The organism is Paenibacillus sp. B2(2019), assembly GCF_008370385.1.
Lineage (GTDB): Bacteria > Bacillota > Bacilli > Paenibacillales > Paenibacillaceae > Paenibacillus_AQ.
On the sequence record NZ_VTZR01000013.1, the window covers coordinates 1 to 21,256 of the forward strand.

General features: G+C 42.3%; 17 protein-coding genes. 1 reads left to right on the forward strand and 16 read right to left on the reverse strand.

Annotation, left to right across the window (positions count from 1 at the left end):
- Window positions 1-456: 456 nt before the first annotated feature.
- Window positions 457-1,713 (forward strand): MFS transporter, encoded by a 1,257-nt coding sequence (locus PAENI_RS10895; RefSeq protein ID WP_149645253.1) that lies wholly within the window; start codon window positions 457-459, stop codon window positions 1,711-1,713.
- Window positions 1,714-1,716: 3 nt separating this feature from the next.
- Here PAENI_RS10895 and PAENI_RS10900 read toward each other — a convergent pair whose 3' ends face one another.
- The 16 genes from PAENI_RS10900 to rfbB all read right to left on the reverse strand — a co-directional run bounded on the left by PAENI_RS10900 (window position 1,717) and on the right by rfbB (window position 21,229).
- Complete coding sequence (locus PAENI_RS10900; protein ID WP_149645254.1) at window positions 1,717-3,624, reverse strand: transglycosylase domain-containing protein; 1,908 nt, start codon at window positions 3,622-3,624, stop codon at window positions 1,717-1,719.
- Entirely contained in the window at window positions 3,621-4,220 is a 600-nt protein-coding gene (locus PAENI_RS10905) for a hypothetical protein (RefSeq protein WP_149645255.1), read from the reverse strand. Before PAENI_RS10905 ends, PAENI_RS10900 begins: the two co-directional genes overlap by 4 nt.
- A gap of 64 nt (window positions 4,221-4,284) precedes the next feature.
- Entirely contained in the window at window positions 4,285-5,397 is a 1,113-nt protein-coding gene (locus tag PAENI_RS10910; protein ID WP_262495575.1) for a sensor histidine kinase, read from the reverse strand.
- Between the two features lie 19 nt (window positions 5,398-5,416).
- Complete coding sequence (locus PAENI_RS10915; RefSeq protein WP_076297845.1) at window positions 5,417-6,124, reverse strand: response regulator transcription factor; 708 nt, start codon at window positions 6,122-6,124, stop codon at window positions 5,417-5,419.
- A gap of 202 nt (window positions 6,125-6,326) precedes the next feature.
- Complete coding sequence (gene ligA / locus PAENI_RS10920) at window positions 6,327-8,339, reverse strand: NAD-dependent DNA ligase LigA (protein ID WP_149645256.1); 2,013 nt, start codon at window positions 8,337-8,339, stop codon at window positions 6,327-6,329.
- 78 nt (window positions 8,340-8,417) lie between these two features.
- Complete coding sequence (pcrA, locus tag PAENI_RS10925) at window positions 8,418-10,757, reverse strand: DNA helicase PcrA (protein ID WP_076297846.1); 2,340 nt, start codon at window positions 10,755-10,757, stop codon at window positions 8,418-8,420.
- A gap of 160 nt (window positions 10,758-10,917) precedes the next feature.
- The gene (pcrB, locus tag PAENI_RS10930; protein ID WP_410477464.1) at window positions 10,918-11,637 is read right to left on the reverse strand and encodes a heptaprenylglyceryl phosphate synthase; all 720 of its coding nucleotides are present in this window, start codon (window positions 11,635-11,637) and stop codon (window positions 10,918-10,920) included.
- A gap of 162 nt (window positions 11,638-11,799) precedes the next feature.
- On the reverse strand, window positions 11,800-12,666 hold the full coding sequence (locus tag PAENI_RS10935; protein WP_149645257.1) for a phosphatidylinositol-specific phospholipase C/glycerophosphodiester phosphodiesterase family protein: 867 nt from the start codon (window positions 12,664-12,666) through the stop codon (window positions 11,800-11,802).
- Between the two features lie 121 nt (window positions 12,667-12,787).
- Window positions 12,788-14,194, reverse strand: a complete 1,407-nt coding sequence (locus PAENI_RS10940) for an undecaprenyl-phosphate glucose phosphotransferase (protein WP_149645258.1) — start codon at window positions 14,192-14,194, stop codon at window positions 12,788-12,790.
- On the reverse strand, window positions 14,191-15,090 hold the full coding sequence (locus PAENI_RS10945) for a glycosyltransferase family 2 protein (RefSeq protein WP_410477465.1): 900 nt from the start codon (window positions 15,088-15,090) through the stop codon (window positions 14,191-14,193). The genes PAENI_RS10940 and PAENI_RS10945 overlap by 4 nt, the downstream gene beginning before the upstream one ends.
- Window positions 15,091-15,247: 157 nt before the next feature.
- Window positions 15,248-16,282, reverse strand: coding sequence for a glycosyltransferase family 2 protein (locus tag PAENI_RS10950; protein WP_149645260.1), 1,035 nt, complete (start codon window positions 16,280-16,282; stop codon window positions 15,248-15,250).
- Window positions 16,283-16,343: 61 nt separating this feature from the next.
- A complete protein-coding gene (locus PAENI_RS10955) occupies window positions 16,344-17,771 on the reverse strand; it encodes a DUF6056 family protein (RefSeq protein ID WP_223178935.1) in 1,428 nt (475 codons plus the stop codon).
- Window positions 17,772-17,789: 18 nt separating this feature from the next.
- Window positions 17,790-18,239: a GtrA family protein gene (locus PAENI_RS10960; protein ID WP_149645262.1), complete on the reverse strand. Its 450-nt coding sequence runs from the start codon at window positions 18,237-18,239 to the stop codon at window positions 17,790-17,792.
- A gap of 1 nt (window position 18,240) precedes the next feature.
- A complete protein-coding gene (locus tag PAENI_RS10965) occupies window positions 18,241-19,167 on the reverse strand; it encodes a glycosyltransferase family 2 protein (protein ID WP_149645263.1) in 927 nt (308 codons plus the stop codon).
- Between the two features lie 152 nt (window positions 19,168-19,319).
- On the reverse strand, window positions 19,320-20,183 hold the full coding sequence (rfbD, locus tag PAENI_RS10970) for a dTDP-4-dehydrorhamnose reductase (RefSeq protein WP_149645264.1): 864 nt from the start codon (window positions 20,181-20,183) through the stop codon (window positions 19,320-19,322).
- 23 nt (window positions 20,184-20,206) lie between these two features.
- Complete coding sequence (gene rfbB / locus PAENI_RS10975) at window positions 20,207-21,229, reverse strand: dTDP-glucose 4,6-dehydratase (protein ID WP_149645265.1); 1,023 nt, start codon at window positions 21,227-21,229, stop codon at window positions 20,207-20,209.
- Between the last annotated feature and the right edge of the window lie 27 nt (window positions 21,230-21,256).

Consider the following 21,256-nt stretch of genomic DNA (forward strand, 5'->3'; position numbering starts at 1 on the left):
CGCCGCCAGCGTTCGTCCTGAGCCAGGATCAAACTCTCCAATTAGTATTGAAAAGAGCGATATGCTCATTTTGAAACTGACGATTCATTAAATGAATCTTTTAAAAATTAACGCGTTCCATTTGTTCAGTTTTCAAAGAACTTGCTCCCGGCATTTCGACATCAACTGTCTCTTGCACAGGAATTAGAGTATATCATGTTGTCGTATTTCTTGTCAACTTATTTTTTCATCGTTTGTGTTTCATTTGTTCGATGCGTCATAAGCACAAGAGATAATATACCATGCTGTTCTTATGTTTGCAAGCTTTTTTTGAAATAAAAATAATCTACGAATAAATACTTTCAAACTAGCACAAACCAACACAAATTGTTTCCAATAATCCTTAATTTATGGCTAAATAGAATTTATCGTAATACCATATATTAACTTCTAATGATACGTACGAGAGGAGTCTAAATGAAAAACAATCCATCTAGTGCTGCGACCCAAACAAACACCAAGGACAAGGAGCAGCGTAATCTGCAGCAAGCAACAATCTATAAGATTTTGCTGGCTGTCAGCTTTGTTCATTTATTTAACGATTCTATTCAGGCAGTCATCCCTGCAATCTTTCCTATTCTCAAAGATAACTTGATGCTCTCCTTCGCTCAGATTGGGTGGATCTCCTTTGCCTTAAACATGACGTCCTCCGTTATCCAACCAGTCATTGGGTATGCGGCAGATCGTAAGCCTCGTCCTATATTGTTACCACTGGGTATGTGCAGCACATTTCTAGGCGTACTTTTATTGGCTTATGCCAACAACTATATTCTTGTATTGTTTTCCGTCATGCTGATCGGTTTCGGATCTGCTACCTTTCATCCCGAAGGCATGCGTGTTGCTCATATGGCTGCCGGTCAGCGGAAAGGTCTTTCGCAATCTATTTTTCAAGTCGGCGGCAATGCTGGACAATCTTTAGGACCAATGCTCACGAAATGGATATTCATTCCCTTTGGGCAGATCGGCGCTCTTGGCTTCACTATCGTTGCGGCTGCCGGAATCGCCGTCCAGACCTATGTCGCTCGCTGGTATCGAGAGATGCTGGATGCAGGATATACGTTTCATAAGAAGTCAACAGCTCGTGCAATTGATCCTGCCCGCCGCAAAAGTATTCGAACGGCAACAATCATCCTTGTGTTCCTAGTCTTTGTAAGATCTTGGTACGGCGCTTCTATCGGAAGTTACTACGCTTTCTATTTAATGGACAAATATCAAATGACGCTTGATAAGGCCCAAATCTATATTTTTATGTATCTGGCAGCTGGAGCTGTCGGTACATTCTTTGGAGGCCCACTGGCTGACCGCTTCGGACGGCGTAATCTCATTCTTCTCTCTATGGTCGGAACAGTGCCCTTCGCGCTGGCTCTACCCTTCGTGAACCAAATGTGGGCAGCTATACTCCTGCTGATTGGCGGCTTCATCCTTTTGTCCAGCTTCTCTGTTACTGTAATCTATGCTCAGATGCTTTATCCAGGCAATATCGGAACAGTTTCAGGGTTAATCACTGGTCTTGCTTTTGGGCTCGGAGGAATTGGCTCCTTGGTACTCGGCAATCTGATTGACAGCATTGGAATTTCAAAAGTGTTTATAGCTTGTGGATTCCTACCTCTTTTGGGTTTCCTTGCTCTCCTGCTTCCTAGAGACGAGAAACTAGAAGAATGGGCCGCTCAATAAACATCAGTAACCACTTAACGCCTTACTCATGACTGTAGAAAATAGAGCGGCAGCCTTCCCGCTGCCCTCTGTCATATAATTATCCTTATTTGTACGATCAAACCCCATCCACACTGCAGCTGTCCATTCCGAAGTATAACCAACAAACCACAAATCCCGGTTAGCTTTCTTGCTCACGCCTGGCAGATCCAATTGGGTTGTTCCGGTTTTCCCCGCTACAGGCCTGTTCATTTGCGCTTTTTTGCCCGTTCCTTCATTGACAACATTACGTAGCATCATCGTCATTGCCTCTGCGGTTCGCTGCGATATTACCTGCCGTGATTCGGAGAGATGTGAATACACAACCTTCCCTTTTGAATCCATTATCGTGCGTACCATATGAGCCTCATTGAATTTACCTCCATTAGCAAAGACACCATAGGCTTGTGTCATTTTAAGTGGCGATACCCCATTATGAAGCCCTCCTAAAGCTATTGATAAATGGTTATCCTCCTCCGTCAGTACAATTCCTAATTTGGCTGCGAATTGCCGTGCAGAAGAGATTCCAACCTGTTTCAAAAGCCAAACAGCTGGCGCATTCACGGATTTTTGCAGCGCTCTACTCATTGTGATTTGACCTTGATACACACCATTCAAATTCTCAGGTACATAATTGCCATAAGCGTATTTTCGGTCAGACAGTATACTATTCGGGCTATACTTCCCGCTCTCTAGCGCGGGTCCATAATCAATGATCGGCTTGAAGCTGGAGCCTGGCTGCCGCGCATCAATTGTAGCTCTGTTCAAGCTCCCCTCGTTTTGTTCACGCCCGCCAATCAGTGCCACCACTTCACCTGTACGATGATCCATTATGGTCATAGCTGCTTCTACCTGCTGATCTTTTCCGTCAGGTGGGAAAGAAGAACCCTTAAGAAAAGCCTGCTCTAGCGCCTGCTGTGCTTTAATGTTCAACCCTGTAACGATAGTGTAGCCACCCGTTCGAAGCTCCTCCACAGACTTCCCAGTGATCTGAGCCGCTTCCTTAAGCGTAGCGTCCGCATAATGCACACCAATGACTTCTTCTTTGTTTGCGGCGGGAGGGTGATATTGTTTATCTCTAGCCTCACGCATTTGTTCATTAGTGATCAGTCCTTGATCTAGCATGATCTGTAGAACGAGATTCCTTCTTGTTTTGGATAATGTACTATTGTCTACCGGATTATAAATAGACGGTCCTTTAGGGATTCCCGCCAGGGTGGCGATTTGCCATATTTCTAGTTTTTTCAAATCGGATACGCCGAAGTAACGCTCCGCAGCTGCCTTTACTCCATATTGTCCACGCCCCATATAAATCTGATTAAGGTAAAGCCCTAGAATCTCTCGTTTTGATAACTGCCTCTCTAATGCAAGAGCAATGGATGCTTCGTTTAGCTTACGTATGACATTCTTGTTCCTATTCAAATAAAGATTGCGAGCTAGCTGCTGAGTAATACTACTCCCGCCCTCGGAGAGATCCATATCCACAATATTATTTAGAAAAGCGCGAGAAATCCCTTTATAATCTAATCCCTGGTGGCTATAAAAGCGCCGGTCCTCCACCGCTAAAAACGTATTTATCAATAATGCAGGCATCTCCTCCAGCTCCGCTGAATGTCTATACCCCGAGCCCGGTAAAGGGATCATTCGTAATGTCGTCCCGTCCGAGGTCTTAATGATGCTCGATTCCGGCAGCTGAAGTTTATCCTCTTGCTGTTTAACCACTTGCCCGCCGTATTGAAATACGTAAAGCAAACCCACGAGCGCTATTATTATTCCAATGATACTCCCATCAAATAATAAATATCCCAGACGGAGTATCCGGGTACGCACGATCCATCTGCCATCCTTGCCTGAATGGGCTACACTTTGTTTTTTTTCGGTAACGGCATTCATGATTCTATAATCAGGTACTCTAAGAACCGCTCCATACTACGGGCTTCAACACTCGCTGCTTCAAGAAGCGTTTGTGCTTCCACCCCATCATCTGTATTGCTAGCCTCTTCTACCTCACGGAGAGTACGGATAATTGCCCGAGTTCTTATCAATAAAGCTACAGCTGGCGTCTCCTCCATTGTCTCTGGTACTACGCCTCTATTCGGAACTTCAATTCTTTGCATGCGATTCAGGTTAGCGGCGATTTGACCCAATTCTCCTCCAGAGAGGACCTTAATTTCTTTTGTTGCTCCCTTGTCTGCCAACTCTGAGGTCCCAACCAATACCGTATGCAAATCATCGGCAATTTTTTGTGAACGGAGAATAAACAGCCCACTGAAGATTAGAACAAATAAAGCAATCGCACAGGGGACTTTTCCAATATGATTAATAACCCAGTGAATAAGACGAACAAAAAAGACGCCTGATTTCCCCGAATAATGAGCATACAGCAAAGCAACAGCCCGCTGGACAGCAAAAAGAAAGGCAGCACTCAAAAGAGCACTCCCTATAAAAATATAAAGATAATGGATGCGAACCGTCCGAAGTTTGTGCATAGTCATTCCCTCCTTGTGCTCACAAGGATATCTTCCAAATCTTAAGAACCCGCCAAGAGCTTTCTTAAGATTCTATGAAGAATGGGAAATAGGTGATAAAATCCGTCCGAAGTGGGGAGCTTTCTACATAAATAACGCCATTGTGGCGTTCGATGATACTTTTGGAAATGGCAAGACCTAGGCCTGAACCGCCTGTATGCTGTGAACGAGACTTCTCTGCTCGATAGAATCGTTCAAAAATAAACGGAATATCGCTCTCTGCAATCATCTCTCCAAAATTGCTAATGCGGACAACCGCTTCATCTCCACTTTTACTGAAACCAATCTCCACTTTCCCGCCGCTTCTACCGTAACGGATCGCGTTTGTAATCAAATTTTCATATGCACGAACTAATTCTTTAGGGGAAGCCTCTATCCACAACTCACCAGCTTGGTCATCAATCTCATAGGTCATTTCAGCCTTTGTTAGTTCGGGAACTGACTCCTCCGCTAGCTGCCGTATAAATGCTTTTAAATCTAATCGCTCCATAACCAGAGGGTATTCTCCACTATTTACGCGTGTATATTCAAAAAGATCGTCGATCAGTTTACGCAGCACAAGGGATTTGTTGTAGGCTATACTCACGTAATATCGTATTTCTACTTCTTCCTGGCATCGATCTTGCTCGATATATTCCAGAAAACCGAGGACAGAGGTAAGTGGCGTCCGTAAATCGTGTGAAACGCCAGTGATCAAGTCATTTTTTGCATTCACTGCTTTACGTTCCTCTTCCACGGAGTGCTGCAAACGTTCAGCCATTTCATTAATATTCTCAGCCAGCACTCCCAGCTCGTCCGTGGTTCTGACTTCAATTCGGTGCGACATCCCGGAGCTTGTGATTTCCCGAATTCCTTTGGTGATCTCCTCCAGATACAGTACTACTTTACGAGTATAGATAAAAAAGAACAGCAAAAAGCTGATAATACCAACTGCGGTCAGCAGTGGCATAGAGCCAATATGATTAATGATCCAGCGTAAGATACGTGAATAGGGAGCCGACTCTGACACTGGATTCAGATAGATCATGAAATTAACGAGCTGGTAACCTGCAAACATCAGTAATCCACCGGAAAGCACACTGAGTAAAAAGGCGTATATAAACTTCCAACGAATCGTAGTTATATATTTTGAATTCAAGAAGCCTCACCTAATCCTTTCAGGAAGGTCCATCTAATTTATAGCCAACTCCCCAGACAGTTTGTATATAACGGGGGCGCTTCGAATCCACTTCGATTTTATCGCGGAGGTTACGAATATGTACCATAACAGTATTGCCCCCATCTAAAAATGGTTCGTTCCACACCTTATCGTATATCTGCTCTAAGCTAAGCACTTGACCTTGGTGCCTTGCCAAAAGCTCTAAAATAGAAAATTCCCGGGGGGTCAGCTTAATCTTCTGCTGGTCTATATGTACCTCATGCTTAGACGTATCTATAGTTAAATCTTCAAAGCTCAGTTTGCTGTCATTCCCTAGGCTATTACTATCTTTATTGAAAGCGTGATAACGACGCAGCTGTGACTTAACTCGTGCCACAATCTCCAAAGGATTAAACGGCTTGCCCACGTAGTCGTCCGCTCCTATGCTAAGTCCTGAGATTTTGTCCATATCCGTATTTTTGGCTGAAAGGATGATAATTGGCATCTTCCGCTCTTCACGGATCTTCATACATGCAGCTAATCCATCCATCTTAGGCATCATGACATCAAGAATAATCAGATCTACTTCTTCCTTCTGCAGACACGCCAGTGCCTCCATCCCATCATAAGCTTTAAGCAGGCGATAGCCCTCATTACAGAGGTATATCGATAACAGCTCTACAATTTCCTTCTCATCATCTACTAACAATATCGTTTCTCTCTTCACAGGAGGGGGTTCCTTTCAAATATAGTAATAATTATCTTTAGCTTCTATATTAGCAGATCCATTGAACGTTTTTCCTCGAAAATAGAAACATGTACTTAAAATCGAACGACAATAAGTAGGTTACGCAAAAAAAGGGTACCCGCTCCACTCGTACTTAAACGAAATGGAACTGGTACCCTTTTAGAATTTAGTAAAAATATGCTTACATCTCCAGCAGTCGAATCAGCTCATCCTCATCCTCGATGACCTGAATGCCCAGCTGCTGTGCTTTGGCCAGTTTACTACCTGCCTTCTCGCCGGCAATAACCAAATCCGTCTTCTTAGATACACTTCCAGACACCTTCGCTCCGAGTGCTTCCAGACGTTCGGCGGCTTCGTCACGTGTAAGCTTTTGTAATGAACCGGTCAACACTACCGTTTTTCCGCTAAAGAAGGAATCCGTGCTAACAGGACGTGGGGCCTCAGGAGCTTTTGCTTCAACCCCGAGCGCCCGCAACCGAGCAACATTCGCCACAACTATAGGATCTGCGAAGAAGTTAACAATACTCTCGGCGACAATCCCGCCAATGTCTGGCAACTCGGCAAGTTCTTCCGCTTTAGCCTGCATCACAGCATCCAGATCGCGGAAATGATCAGCCAGCATCTTAGTTGTTGCTTTACCTGTGTTAGGGATTCCTAACGCAAAGAGGAATGAGGCGAGATCGCGACCTTTGCTATCCTCTAACGCTTGCAGCAAATTCTGTGCTTTTTTCTCCCCGAAACGGTTCAGCTGTACAAGCTGCTCAAAGGACAATTCATACAGATCCGCAGAATCATGAACATTAAGCTCGTCGTAGAGCTGACCTGCCGTCTTCTCACTAAACGTCTCAATATCCATCGCATCTCGTGAAGCGAAATGGGTGATCCGACTAATAATTTGCGGTCTACAGTTCAGCTTATTATTACAGAAAAGATGAGCACCGCGCATTTCTAGCGGAAATCCACAAGCCGGGCAATCCTCAGGGAAAATAATTTCTCCTCCGTCATTCTCTTCTGTTACCTTGCCGAGAATTTCCGGGATAACATCATTAGAACGCCGAATAAACACTCGTGAACCTAAGGCGAATTTCAAGTTTTTGCGCTCAATATCGCCCACATTATTTAATGTGCAATTCTGTACGGTAACTCCAGCAAGCTCTACGGCTTCAACACGAGCTAAAGGAGTCACTTTACCTGTACGTCCTACATTCCAGCTAACAGACTCAAGCACGGTCGTTGTTTCTTCAGCTTCAAATTTATAAGCCACTGCCCAGCGAGGGAACTTGTCAGTGTAACCAAGAACTTCACGAATACGGAAATCCGTCACCTTGATCACCGCTCCATCAATGAGGTAATCAAGACTTGAACGACTCTCCTCGATTCCAGCAAGCTGCTCAGTCACATCATCGAAATCATTACAGTAAGTCAGATAAGGATTTACTTTGAATTTGTTATTCCGTAGAAAATCCATCATCTCCTGATGATCGGCGAACTCTACACCTTCTCCAAAACCTACATTATAGAAATATGCATTCAAACGACGTTCTGCAGTAGTCTTCGGATTAAGATTACGCAGTGCACCTGCTGCCGCATTACGCGCATTCTTAAGCGGCTCTGCAGCCCGGGTATTATAATCAGCCAGCACAGACAGATTCATAATCCCTTCGCCCTGTACTTCAATGACACCTTCTTTAAAAGGAATCGTTAATGGAACAGACTTAATGGTCTTCACCTGAGCAAGTATTCCTTCCCCAATGACACCATTACCACGCGTCGATGCCTGTTCGAGAACACCATTCCGATAGGTTAGATTCAGCGTCAAGCCATCAAACTTCAGTTCTACTGCATAACAAGGATCAGGTAGAGGGTTGCCTGGGTTCTTAAGATTGTACTCATTCACTAAACGAAGTACCCGCGTATTCCAGCTCCGCAGCTGTTCAATATTCTGTGCTTTATCGAGACTCCAAAGCGGAGCCAGATGCCGATGCGGCGTGAAGCCCTTAAGCAGCTCTCCACCTACACGTTGTGTAGGTGAATCCGGTAGTACGAAGCCACTCTCAGCCTCCAGTGCTACAAGCTTGTCGTATAAAACATCGTATTCCTTATCGCTGACTAGCGGAGCATCCAGCGTGTAATAGTGGTAATTATAATTATTTAACTCCGCAACAAGCTCTTCCATCACATGCATAGCATCCATGCAGGTACATCCCTCCGTCAATAAGTTTCCTAATGGTTAGCGTGGTCTAAATATCCGTTCGTTAATCGTTTCTTACTATTATTCCACCCTGGTAATCGGTGCAAACCCTGCAAGCAGTCGTTTTACACCCACTGGTGCCGGAAAAGCAATCTGCAGCTCCGTATCATTCCCGGTGCCCTTCACAGCTACAACGGTGCCAGTACCCCATTTGCCATGCGAAACCTTATCACCCGCTTTGTATTCGCCAGCTGCTGCAGCCCCTGCTCCAGTAGCGCGCTGAGCGCCTCCGGAGGTTACGGTCACGCTGCTCTTGCTTGTCGCTGCTGACGCCGTACTTCCGCTGCCAATCGGCGCCGCACCAGCGGCTCCACCTCGGCCGCCGAAGTTCCCACGACTGCCGCCACTGAAGCCGCGTCCGCCATAAGCACCGCCTACCTCCGAGCCTCCGCGTTGGAAGCGGTCCTGTGTCTTCGCGGTATCTTCCTTCAACTCCTCCGGAATCTCTTCAATGAAGCGGGACGGCTGATTCGCCGTCGTCCGCCCAAAGAGCGTACGCATCCGCGCACAAGAGAGAAACAATTGTTTCTCGGCGCGGGTGATCCCTACATACGCAAGCCGGCGTTCCTCTTCGAGCTCATCGTTGTCTTGGAAGGCTCGGCTGTGCGGGAACACGCCTTCTTCCATCCCGACGATAAATACCGTTGGAAACTCCAATCCTTTGGCGCTGTGCATAGTCATCAGGACTACAGCGTCACTACGATCCTCTTCATCATCATTCACACTATCGATATCTGCGATAAGTGCAAGATCCGTGAGGAAGGAGACAAGCGACTTGTCCTCGTTATTCTTTTCAAACTCCATCGTCACGGACAAGAACTCATCGATATTCTCTAGTCGCGAGCGAGATTCGAGAGTGTTTTCATTTTGCAGCTCCAAACGGTACTGTGACATCTCCAGTATTTTTTCCGTCAGTTCTGTTACGGACAAGAACTCCACCATACGGTGCAGAGCTTCAATCATATCGTAGAACTCTACTAGCATATTCCGCGTCCGTCCGGCAAAGCCCAAATCATCTACAGTTTGCAGTACGCGGAAAATAGAAACACCACGCTCACCAGCCGCAGCTGCCAGCTTACCAACCGTTGTATCCCCTAATCCCCGCTTAGGTACATTAATAATACGCGTCAGGCTGATATCATCATCAGGGTTAGACAACAGGCGTAAATAAGCGAGCAGATCTTTGATTTCTTTACGATCATAGAACTTAATCCCGCCTACGATTTGATATGGAATATCAGATTTAATTAGAATTTCCTCGATTACCCGTGACTGGGCATTCGTACGATACAGTATCGCATGATTCTGGTAGGCTTGACCCTGTTTCACATTTTTGCTGATTTCTCCGGTTACAAAGTAACCTTCATCATGCTCGGAGTCCGCCCGGTACACCTTAATCTTGGCGCCTTCCTCGGAATCGGTCCACAGCTTCTTCGGCTTACGTCCACTATTGAGTGCGATCACACCATTGGCTGCATTCAGGATATTAGCAGTTGAACGGTAGTTCTGCTCTAGAAGAATGGTCTTCGCTTCTGGATAGTCCTCTTCAAAATTAAGAATGTTCGTAATATCCGCTCCGCGCCAGCGATAAATCGACTGGTCACTATCCCCTACCACACAAATCCGGTGGTGGCTATCAGCGAGCATACGGCACAACATATACTGCGCTCTGTTCGTATCCTGATACTCATCCACGTGGATGTATTTGAATTTCTTTTGGTAGAAATCAAGTACCTCGGGAACTTCCTTAAACAGTTCGATGGTCTTCATAATCAAATCATCAAAATCAAGCGAGTTATTGCTTCTTAGACGTCTTTGATACATCTTATATACCTTTGCAACTAAGCCTTCAAAATAATCGCCAACCTTCTGCTCATACTGCGCCGGAGTGATCAGCTCATTCTTGGATGCGCTAATGATGGCCTGCACAGCTTTTGGTTCGAATTTCTTTGTATCAATATTCAGTTCCTTCATACAGTTACGTATTACGGATAACTGATCTGTAGAGTCCAGAATGGAGAAGTTGGAGGTAAAACCAATCCGCTCGATATCCTTCCGCAAAATCCGAACACACATAGAGTGAAAGGTGGATACCCAGATATCTCTTCCCTCAGGTCCGACAAGCTTAGATACACGTTCCTGCATTTCCCGCGCAGCTTTATTCGTAAACGTAATCGCCAAAATCGCCCAAGGCGGCGCCTTTCGATTGGCAATCAGCCAGGCAATTCTATGAGTCAACACTCTCGTCTTCCCACTGCCCGCACCAGCCATAATCAAAAGTGGTCCTTCAGTAGTTTCGACAGCCTGTCTTTGTGGAGGATTCAGTCGACTTACTGCGTCTTGTATGCTAATAAGTTGCATGTGTAACATGCTCCTTTCTAAATATAAAATCACAAATCATAAGTAGTCCTAAAAATAACCACTAAGCATTAACGCCTTATGCGTCCTTATAAGGACGGTAAGTGTTTAGGCGAAAAGTATAAGGATAATGTATAACTTGAAACTTATACTTTCTTATATTTTAATCGAATTGCTCTTGTACTGTCTTTTTTACAGCTGCAACTGTCAGCAGTGCCTGCTGTACATCACTATAAATAATATTGCCGACCACTACTGTATCACATAGAGCTGCTGCCTGCTCGGCTTCTGCCTCACAAGTAATGCCCCCACCATAAAAAAGTTGGGCTTGCTCCACCATTTCGCGCACTGTCCGCACGGTCTCCATATCCCCGAACCTACCGCTGTATTCAAGATAAACAATCGGCAGTGACATCAACCTGTCTGCAACCTGAGCATAAGCAGCCGCTTCTTCAGCATCAATGGCCGTCTCAGCCCCCGTAATCCGTGCAACTGAAGAGTCACTATTCAGCACAATATAACCTTCCGTTAGGAGAGAATCCCATGGAATCATAAATCCATAGCGTTCAATAGCTCGGCGATGATGGCCTACAATCCAGGCTGGATCAGGTGTATTAAGTACCATAGGGATCATATAAAGATCAAATCCAGGCACAGCAGCTTCAAGTTCGGATACTTCTAGTGCACAGGGTAACTCAAACCCTCTTACTCTTGATAAGAGATCCACTGTATTCTCATAGGTTACTCCTGTAGAGCCCCCTATCAGTATGGCATCCGTGCCAGATAAGCAAACGGCCTCCAAATCCTCATCCGAAATCATCCGGTCAGGGTCTAGCTTAAATACATGCCGCCAAGGTTTGATCATTTGCTGCACTGATTTCATGAGAATCATCCTTAATAGTCATTTGGGCAAGACAAAGACACTCCTGCCGCCGCAAAAGATATAGATCTAGTCTATGCCAGCACAGCAGGTGTGTCAATTTAAAGCGAACAAAAATGCGAACATTTTTTCGTATTTTTTAATGGTAATAAGTAGTCTAAGATTTCAACGTACACCTGAGATGTTAATCAAATCCTCTTCGGGTACAAAATCAGTGTAAAAACCATCCACGCCCATACGGGCCAGTTCCCTAATTTCAGCTTCTTCATTTACTGTATGAACATATACACGAGCGCCAGCCTTCTTCAGCTTTTTAACAAAGCTCTTGGTGGCTCGGCCAACTGGCATGGTAATATCCACACCTGTTTTATTAACAAACTCAATAACTTGTTCATCCGTATCCTTGGATTGATACAGAGTGTAAAGCACTTCTGGAAAAGAATACACCTTATTGATCTCATCAAGCATCGACTGATTATATATTTGTGGAACAATCCGATCTAATATGGCTGGATCCCGGCGCTGCGCCGCTTTTACCAACAATGTAAATTGTTTATTTATAAGTTCGGGTTTGATTTCTTTCGTATCGGTCACGATATAAGCATCTGGATAATGCTGCATCAGATCAAGCAATTTCTCGACATCGATCGGGGAGTATATATTCAGGATTGGACTGTCCATGAATTCCTTAAAATCTAGTACTACCCCTTGTTTATTAGCAGGAAGAACATCCAACTGACCTAAAAGCTTGCTCATGTTGCCTGACCACTCATGCCTACCTACTAGCTGATCATCAGCCGATAATAACAAGTCTACTTCAAATACGCGAGTTCCCTGTGCATAATTAGCAACAAATGCTTCAAAAGCATTGGTGTATGTATGCCCGTTAATGCCACCCATGGCATGTGCTATGACCTTGTGAGCTTCAAAGCCGCTTGCAGGCTGTTCATCTTCATTACTAAAAGCGATTACAAGTAACATGATAAGAGCTCCAATTACAATTACGGTAGCAACAATCTTTTTCTTATCCATAGTTGATAGTTTCCTTTGCGAAGTTTAGATTATGAAACAATAGAAAAACAATACCCCGCTCTACCATAGGTAGAAACGGGGATCGTATAAAAGTTTAATAAATCCAAAATAAGTGCAGGAATCAATAAGCATTTTTGTTGACGAAGCCGTTGCGAATCGTTTTGAAAATAATTCGAATGTCAAACAGTAAAGACCAGTTCTCGATATAGAAAATATCGTGTTTGATCCGCTCCTCGATGGAAGTGTCTCCGCGAAGTCCGTTACTCTGAGCCCAACCTGTGATCCCAGGTCTTACATGGTGCTTAACCATATACTTCGGAATTTCATCACGGAACTGTTCCACATAATATGGGCGTTCTGGTCGAGGTCCCACCACACTCATATGTCCCAGCAACACATTAAAAAATTGCGGAAGCTCATCTAGACTTGTCTTACGGATAAAGGTCCCAAATCTTGTTCTACGAGGATCTTCCCGCGTACTCCAACCTGTATCCTCTTCACCATCCTGCTGCATCTTCATGGAGCGGAACTTATACATCATAAAATTACGACGGTTCAGTCCCACACGTTCCTGCCGGAATATAATCGGTCCCGGAGAGGTCAGTCGAACACCAAGAGCCACGATAAGCATCACAGGAGATATCATAATAATTGCGAACAAGGAGAACACAATATCAAACAATCGTTTTGCCATCTTATTACCCGTCATATCTAGTGGAATATCACGAACATTAATCATCGGCATGCCTGCAAAGTTATCAAAGTAAGGGCGGGCTGGTAAGTAGTCGAAAAAGTCAGGGATAATCAATGTGCGTACACCTGCTTTTTCACAGGCCGCAATAATTAAAGGATACTTCGAATGCGCATCAAGTGGCAGCGCAAGTATAACCTCATCCACAGGCAGCATCTCTAGCATTCCAGACAACTGGTCGACTGTTCCAAGAATCGGTTTATATCGTTGTTCTTCAATTCCATCCCAAGTATGATAGTCATCCAAGAAGCCAATCGCTTCATATCCAAGCTCAGGGTATTGCTCTAGATTATTGTAGAATCTTTTGCCTAGCGTACCTGCACCGATGATAAGTACAAACTGTCGGTTGAAGCCTTTTTCTCGAAAAGATTTAAGCATTTTCTTCAATACATAACGGTACAGCATAATAGAAAGAATGTTCAATCCCATGTAAAGAGCTAGATATGTTCGGGAGATATTTATTTCTTTCACGAAAAACATCAGACCAAGCAGAATGAAAATGCCCATAATATGCACTTGGAAAATCTTAATGAATTCATCGACAAACCGTTTCTTACGCTTCGGCAAATACAGCGACAGCAGTATACCGATTAACACTGCAATTCCGCCATAAATCATACTCCAGTAAGCGTACGACTCTACAGGCAACGGGTTTTCATACTCCATCCATCCACTTCTAAACTTTAGCCACCAGGCTATAAGGAAGGACAGCTGGATGACAAGAAAGTCAGCCACCATATAGAGCTGTGTCAAAAATTTCTGATTACGCCGAATCATAAATTCACCTCAGTATTCTTTTCGTTACGTGCACCTGTTTCATTAGCGGAGTTAAGACTCTGTGCAGGTGATGGAACTCTTTTAGGAGAGATTAAGGCATTCCGCAAAAGAGAAAGTGCGAACTTTACGCCAACTCCAGCATATACTGTTCCATTTATCATACTGTTGTACTTCTTACTATAATGCTTACGATGAAATAAAATCATTGCCCGGTGGAATTCATAGACGATCTTGAACGGTCTGCGTCTGGCACTGCCACCTTTAAGATGCACGATAGAAGTCTTAGGATAATAATAAATCCCCCATCCAGCCTCTTTAATACGATAACACCAATCTAAATCCTCACCGTACATAAAGAATTCCTCATCCAATCCCCCCACCTGGTCAATCGTCTCCCGCCGCAGCAGCATAAACGCACCAACCAGACAATCTATCGGGTAATCAAGATCAGGATCCAAATATCCTAACTGGTAACCATTAAACCTCGGACGATCCGGAAACAGCTTACTAAATCCAAAAGCATAATAGAAGGAAGCCGACGGTGTTGGAAATCCCCGCTTACAAGCTTTATCCAGCGACCCATCAGGCAAAATAATCTTACATCCTGACGCACCTACATCGGGACGACTGTCCATAAAGGATATCATCGTCTCCAGTGTATCCTTACGTACTACCGTATCTGAATTGAGCAAGAGAACATACCGTCCGGATGAAGCTTCCATCCCCTGATTATTCGCACGAGCGAAGCCGACATTGTCGTTATTTGCGATCAAGATCACACCTGGAAACTCTCTACTAATCTTCTCTACCGAATCATCATTGGAATTGTTGTCTATTAAAATAATCTCATAGGAATAGTTCGTTGCAGAGTCATACACCGACCTGAGACAATCCATCGTCAGGCGACACGTGTTGTAATTAACAATAAGTATACTTACATCTACATTCACTGCGTAACGCTCCTGACAAATATAGTAATCTACCGACAATAATTATAACATAAAACCTCCCTGAGAGGAGGTGACGTTTCAGGGAGGTTTTTCCAGATGTGGTTCAGCTTTCGTGTTTCTTTCTCTCTTTTATCGCGGCTTGTATATACTCCCGCTTCTTTTTTAACGCAGGGAGCTGAGTAAAAAAGGACTTCCACGCTGTAATTAACTGTGGCTCTCTCAGAAGCATATAACCATGAGCTGCAATTTCATAGGGGAGAGAAATGAAGATTGTCTTCAGCATAGTTCGAGTCGGTTCATTCTTGTAGATCATTTTGTAGCGGTTAATGTAAGATATTCGTCGGATGAACAAAGGCTTAGTGTTACGACCAGACGTTTTCCAGCCACGTTCGTGATACCCGATCGCCTCAGCATCATAATATCCCTGCCAGCCGAATATCTCCGCCCTCCAAGCCACATCCACATCTTCCTTATAGGCAAAAAAGTCTGCATCAAAAAACTCGCCATCAACACTTATGTCGTTGATCATCCGTCGAGAATACATCGCAGCCGCTCCAGATACACCGAATACAGGACCCGATTGCGTCCATTGGTCAGCTGGCTCACCCGCACCGCGATCAAATGCACGGCGTGCTCTGTTCATTCGGAGACCTGTGCTGTCTACCAGCCCATGATCCGCCTTCAGCAAAAGCTTGCCTGTGGCGCTGCCGATTAACGGATTCTCCTCCAGGCGTGTAACTAATCTAGATACGTAATCCTTCGCTAGTATCAGATCTGGATTTAGGACAAGTACGTAGTCAGTATCTGTGACACTGATAGCCTTATTGTGAGCATGGGCGAAACCAGTATTACATAAGTTCTGATATACAAACAATTGTAGGTCAGTGATTTCAGATGATTTTTTATCAATATTTAAGATTTCCTCATCCCGGAAGATAGCCATAAGGGGTTTACCCATAAGATCGACAAAGCTTGATGCTTCTCTTAATTTCTCTATAGTATCATCTGTAGAGTTATTATCCACAATCACAATACATTTTAGTGGATAATCCTGTGCAAGGACTGCCTTTAAACAATCTACAATATCATCAGTACTATTATATGTAACTAGTTGTACACTAACGGTTTTGGTAAGCATGATAATCCTCAGATCTTTATGATGTTGACATTATTCAAGATTTTTTTAAAATTTGTTCTTATCAATAAAGAATGATATAAAAAGTGAGATGCCTCAGTGCCAGAAAAACTAAAATAGCTTCATAATAAATCCAAATTCTAAATAGAGCTTTTGACTCTGTTATAGTATTTAATAAAACAGAAAGTAAAGTCGCTAGTAGTATTAATAAGAGAATGTCAGTCGCATAAAAAACTCTATGCCCTGAGGCATATATAGTTGGTGAAAAACTAATAACAATACTTGAGGCTAAGGCAGCCATATAAAAGAGAAAACTCACAATTGTTATCCTAGAATTTCCAAATAACTTCACAATAGACAAGGCTATACAAAGAAAAACTAGTAAACCCAATAATATCGAAACATTCATACTTACTGATTTTGAATTATAATCACTGAATATTTTGGGGAGATCATATAAATTATCAAACATAGAAATTTTATTGCTTTTATTGAACATTTCAAGAGTTTGATCAAATGCCGTAGTAACATTCCCTGGTCTGCTTTTTGCAGAAATTATACGTATACCGAAATATGCCACAGGTACTAAGGACATTATTCTATACATTATTCTTTTATTTTTTGTGAACATCAATATTGTAATGAGTAATGAGATTATAAACATTATAGAACTAGCCTCATTAACAAGATGCCAAAGGCTATAAAACAACCCATAAAATAATTTCCCAAACACGGAAAATGTTTCATATTCCGGGAATAATGAAGCTTCCGAGGCAAATCTTTTGACATTCCCAGGTGCTGTATAACCTATAATAGCGTTAATTATGACAACTGCTAAAACAAGTATAGAAGGTATATGTATTTTCTTTTTCTTAAGAGCAGAAAGTAAAATTAGAATTGTGCTAAAGGTAATCACAATCGCAGCTATTTGCTCTGAGTAAGCAGCATATATCCCAGCCAATAAATTAAAAATTATTAACTTATTATTATACTCCTTCTCGAAATAATTATAAATTATAGGGATTAAACTAAATAAACCAAGAGCAGTAGGCCACAGATAGTTAAAAGATCCAGTAACCCAAATGCTACCACTCCAAAAAACCGCATCAGGTAATAAAAAAATGGACAGGCAAATAGATATTATCAAGTATGCCTTTTTCTCTTTTCTATCTCCAGTTATGGCTAATACAATCTTATACATAGTAAAAAATAACAAGATAAAAATCATTGTATTGAGTATTTTCCAAACAATTGGGTCTAGAACTATTATACTTGTAAGAAAATAATTAATCGCAATTCTGCCATTCCAATTTAAATAGTAATTTTTCACAAATTCAAAAGAACTCACATCAGTTAGAGCCTTTTTAAATTCAATATCATCTGAAATATTACTATCCACATGTAGATTCACTATAAACATTATAATTGAGAAAAATATAAACAGTAATGTAACATTATATTTATTGGAAAACTTTTTTATATGATCTATCATATGTCAAATCCTTTACGGTTATTTTCTAAATACTAATAAACGCTGACCTAAATAGTTCAAAATTGTATATAACCCCATACCGAATAACATTGCTAATTGTTCATTAGTTTCTACTGAAAATTTTAAAGAAAGTAAATTTATAATTTCTAGCATTAGTCGCTTAGATATTAGAAAACCAACTAAATAAGATACTGAACTTACTAAAAAGAATTGAAAAAATGATTTGTAGTCGAAGTTTCCATATTTAAAAGTAAAGGTCTTGTTTAAGAAATAACTTATAACCCCACCAAATAAATAACTCAATGCACTTGAACTCCAGTACCCAAATCCAAAATAATTATACAACAGGAACATTGTAATTGCGCCCAAAATCGTATTAAATACACCAACGATTAAGAACCTTATAAGCTTATTGTTAGTTAGTTTCATACATACCTCTTGTGTCTTTTCCGTTACTATATTTTTCATGCTATCCTTCTTGTTTTACTATATATATTGGACGCCCTTTTGTTTCCAGATAAATATTAGCCAAATAATTCCCTATAATTCCAGTGCAAAAAAGTTGAATTCCTCCAACAAAAAAAACTATGGATGCTAGCGAAGGCCAACCAGTTACAGGATCCCCCCATAATAAAGTTTTAGAAATAATAACTATAATAAGAACAAAAGAAGCAAAACAGAAAAATAAACCTATTAGTGAAGAAAGAGCAAGTGGAACAGTAGAAAATGCGACAATTCCTTCAATCGAGTAAATAAAGAGCTTCCAAAAAGACCACTTAGTCTCCCCAGCTACTCTTTCAATATTTTCAAATTCAAACCATTTGGTTTTAAAACCTACCCAACCAAAAATACCTTTTGAAAAGCGATTGTATTCTCCCATTGATAATACTGCATTAACCATTTGACGAGTCATTAGTCGGAAATCGCGGGCTCCATCAATAATTTCAGCCTTTGATATTTTTTTTACGATTCTATAAAACATTCTTGCGAAGAAAGAACGTATTACGGGTTCACCATTTCTTGAATTTCTTCTTGTAGCAGCACAATCGTATCCTTCCTCTTTAATAGATTTAAGCATGTTAGGAAGGAGTGCTGGTGGATCCTGCATATCCGCATCCATTACTGCAACATAATCGCCCTTTGAATATTTAATACCTGCATATAAAGCTGCTTCTTTTCCAAAATTCCGTGAGAAAGATATAAATCTAACGCGATTATCTGCTTTAGCAAGATCTTTAATAATATCTAAAGTGTTATCAGATGACCCATCATCCACAAAAACAAATTCAAATTCAACCTCGTTCATTAATTTAGCAATCCGTATTATTTCATTATAAAAAATAGGAAGACTTTTCTCTTCATTATAACAAGGGATACAAATGCTTATAATCTCCATAATTCATGACTCATCCTTTTATATTTAATACCAATATGGCAGTTCAACATTAATTAATAAATAAGCGATAACCCTTATTTAGTACCTAATACTAAATAAGGGCTATTCAATGACCTAGTTCTCTTCCCATTCCGGGGTTAATGCTATCACTATTACTTTTTAAGTTCTAGCAGAAAGCCTCTCAAACCTTCACGCCAGTGACGTATATCCTGAAAACCGTTTGTTCGTATTGACAAATGCTCCATCACAGAATTACGAGGGCGTGGTGCAGGACGTGGAAATTGTTCCGTAGAACAAGAGTTAAGTTTGGCAGTAAAACTCAAACCCAAAATAGCCTCAGCCTCTACAAAAATCGCTTGTGTAAATTCAAACCAGGTACAAGAATCACTATTTGACGCATGGTATACACCATACTTCTCAGTTTGGACAAGCTCAAGCAAGAATCGAGCTAAATCGACTGTATAAGTAGGCGAACCTTTTTGGTCATCAACAACTTGAAGCATTGGCTTTTCTTGGCCAAGCTTTAGCATTGTTTTGACAAAGTTATTCCCGTATTTACCGTAAACCCATGATGTTCGTACGATGAAATACTTAGAGGAGAGGGATTGAACGAGCACCTCACCCGCACGTTTCGATTTGCCGTATATACTCTTAGGGTCTGTATTATCGTATTCATGGTAAGGCTGTGCTCCCATACCATCAAACACATAATCTGTACTAATATACACCAGCTTAGCTCCAGCTTTTTCAGAAGCTAGCGCTACATTTCGGCTGCCAGTAGCATTAATTAAATAAGCTGCATCAACATCACTTTCTGCCGCATCTACTGCCGTATGAGCAGCACAGTGAATAACCGCATCCGGTCCAAAACCGCCAATAACTTGGATACACTGATCCAGATCAGTAATATCCATCTCTTGACGATCGCAAGCCAACACTTCGTGACCTTGATGCTGGAGCAGTAAAACTACGTCCTGACCTAGTTGTCCGGCCGCACCTGTAACAAGTACCTTCATAGCTAGTTACCCCCGTATCAAAATTACAATGAGTCACCTAAACGATCACCATATTGCTGTTCAGCATATTTTTGGTATTCCCCAGATTGAATACGGGTCCACCACTCGCGGTTATTTAGATACCATTGGATAGTTTCTTTAATACCTGTTTCAAACGTATGTTTCGGCGTCCATCCCAGTTCATTCATAATCTTAGTTGGATCAATACCATAACGGCGGTCATGACCTGGACGGTCTTGAACATAAGTAATCAAAGAATCAGGCTTGCCTAATTCCTGCAATACCGTGTTTACAATATGCACATTCGTACGTTCATTATTACCACCAATGTTGTAGACTTCGCCGTTCACACCCTTGTGAATAACCAGATCAATCGCGCTGCAATGATCCTCAACATACAACCAGTCACGGATATTCATTCCATCGCCATAAACAGGCAACGCTTGATCAGCAAGTGCGCGGGAGATCATGAGCGGAATAAGCTTTTCCGGGAATTGGTACGGGCCATAATTGTTTGAGCAGCGGGTAATATTCACTGGCAGTCCAAACGTTTCGTGATATGCACGTACTAACAAGTCTCCGCCTGCTTTACTCGCTGAATATGGACTGTTAGGAGCCAAAGGAGTTTCTTCGGTGAATAATCCAGTCGCTCCCAGTGATCCGTATACCTCATCCGTAGATACTTGAACAAACTTAGCGATACTGTATTTTTTCGCCGCATCCAAAAGCACTTGTGTTCCAAGTACGTTCGTCTTCACAAACACTTCCGGCTCCAAGATACTCCGATCCACATGCGACTCCGCCGCGAAATTGACAACGACATCCACACTCTGGCTAATCAGTTCATCCATCGCAGTAACATCTGTAATATCAGCCTTCACGAACGTATAGTTCGGATGATTCTCGATCGATTTTAGGTTCTCCAGATTACCTGCGTAAGTCAATGCATCCACGTTGACGATTTCGTAATCAGGGTGTTGTTGCAGCATGTACAGCACAAAGTTGCTGCCGATAAACCCAGCTCCGCCAGTAACTAGCAGTTTCATTTATAACCCACCTTTTGTTCAATGAGA

Bases quoted from the DNA above. Each gene is read 5' to 3' on its own strand.
- PAENI_RS10900 (WP_149645254.1), bottom strand. From the start codon at position 3,624: ATGAATGCCGTTACCGAAAAAAAACAAAGTGTAGCCCATTCAGGCAAG.
- pcrB (WP_410477464.1), bottom strand. From the start codon at position 11,637: ATGAAATCAGTGCAGCAAATGATCAAACCTTGGCGGCATGTATTTAAG.
- PAENI_RS10905 (WP_149645255.1), bottom strand. From the start codon at position 4,220: ATGCACAAACTTCGGACGGTTCGCATCCATTATCTTTATATTTTTATA.
- PAENI_RS10955 (WP_223178935.1), bottom strand. From the start codon at position 17,771: ATGATAGATCATATAAAAAAGTTTTCCAATAAATATAATGTTACATTA.
- PAENI_RS10945 (WP_410477465.1), bottom strand. From the start codon at position 15,090: ATGGATTGTCTCAGGTCGGTGTATGACTCTGCAACGAACTATTCCTAT.
- rfbD (WP_149645264.1), bottom strand. From the start codon at position 20,183: ATGAAGGTACTTGTTACAGGTGCGGCCGGACAACTAGGTCAGGACGTA.
- PAENI_RS10965 (WP_149645263.1), bottom strand. From the start codon at position 19,167: ATGGAGATTATAAGCATTTGTATCCCTTGTTATAATGAAGAGAAAAGT.
- rfbB (WP_149645265.1), bottom strand. From the start codon at position 21,229: ATGAAACTGCTAGTTACTGGCGGAGCTGGGTTTATCGGCAGCAACTTT.
- PAENI_RS10935 (WP_149645257.1), bottom strand. From the start codon at position 12,666: ATGGATAAGAAAAAGATTGTTGCTACCGTAATTGTAATTGGAGCTCTT.
- PAENI_RS10960 (WP_149645262.1), bottom strand. From the start codon at position 18,239: ATGAAAAATATAGTAACGGAAAAGACACAAGAGGTATGTATGAAACTA.
- PAENI_RS10895 (WP_149645253.1), top strand. From the start codon at position 457: ATGAAAAACAATCCATCTAGTGCTGCGACCCAAACAAACACCAAGGAC.
- PAENI_RS10950 (WP_149645260.1), bottom strand. From the start codon at position 16,282: ATGCTTACCAAAACCGTTAGTGTACAACTAGTTACATATAATAGTACT.
- PAENI_RS10940 (WP_149645258.1), bottom strand. From the start codon at position 14,194: ATGATTCGGCGTAATCAGAAATTTTTGACACAGCTCTATATGGTGGCT.
- pcrA (WP_076297846.1), bottom strand. From the start codon at position 10,757: ATGCAACTTATTAGCATACAAGACGCAGTAAGTCGACTGAATCCTCCA.
- ligA (WP_149645256.1), bottom strand. From the start codon at position 8,339: ATGGATGCTATGCATGTGATGGAAGAGCTTGTTGCGGAGTTAAATAAT.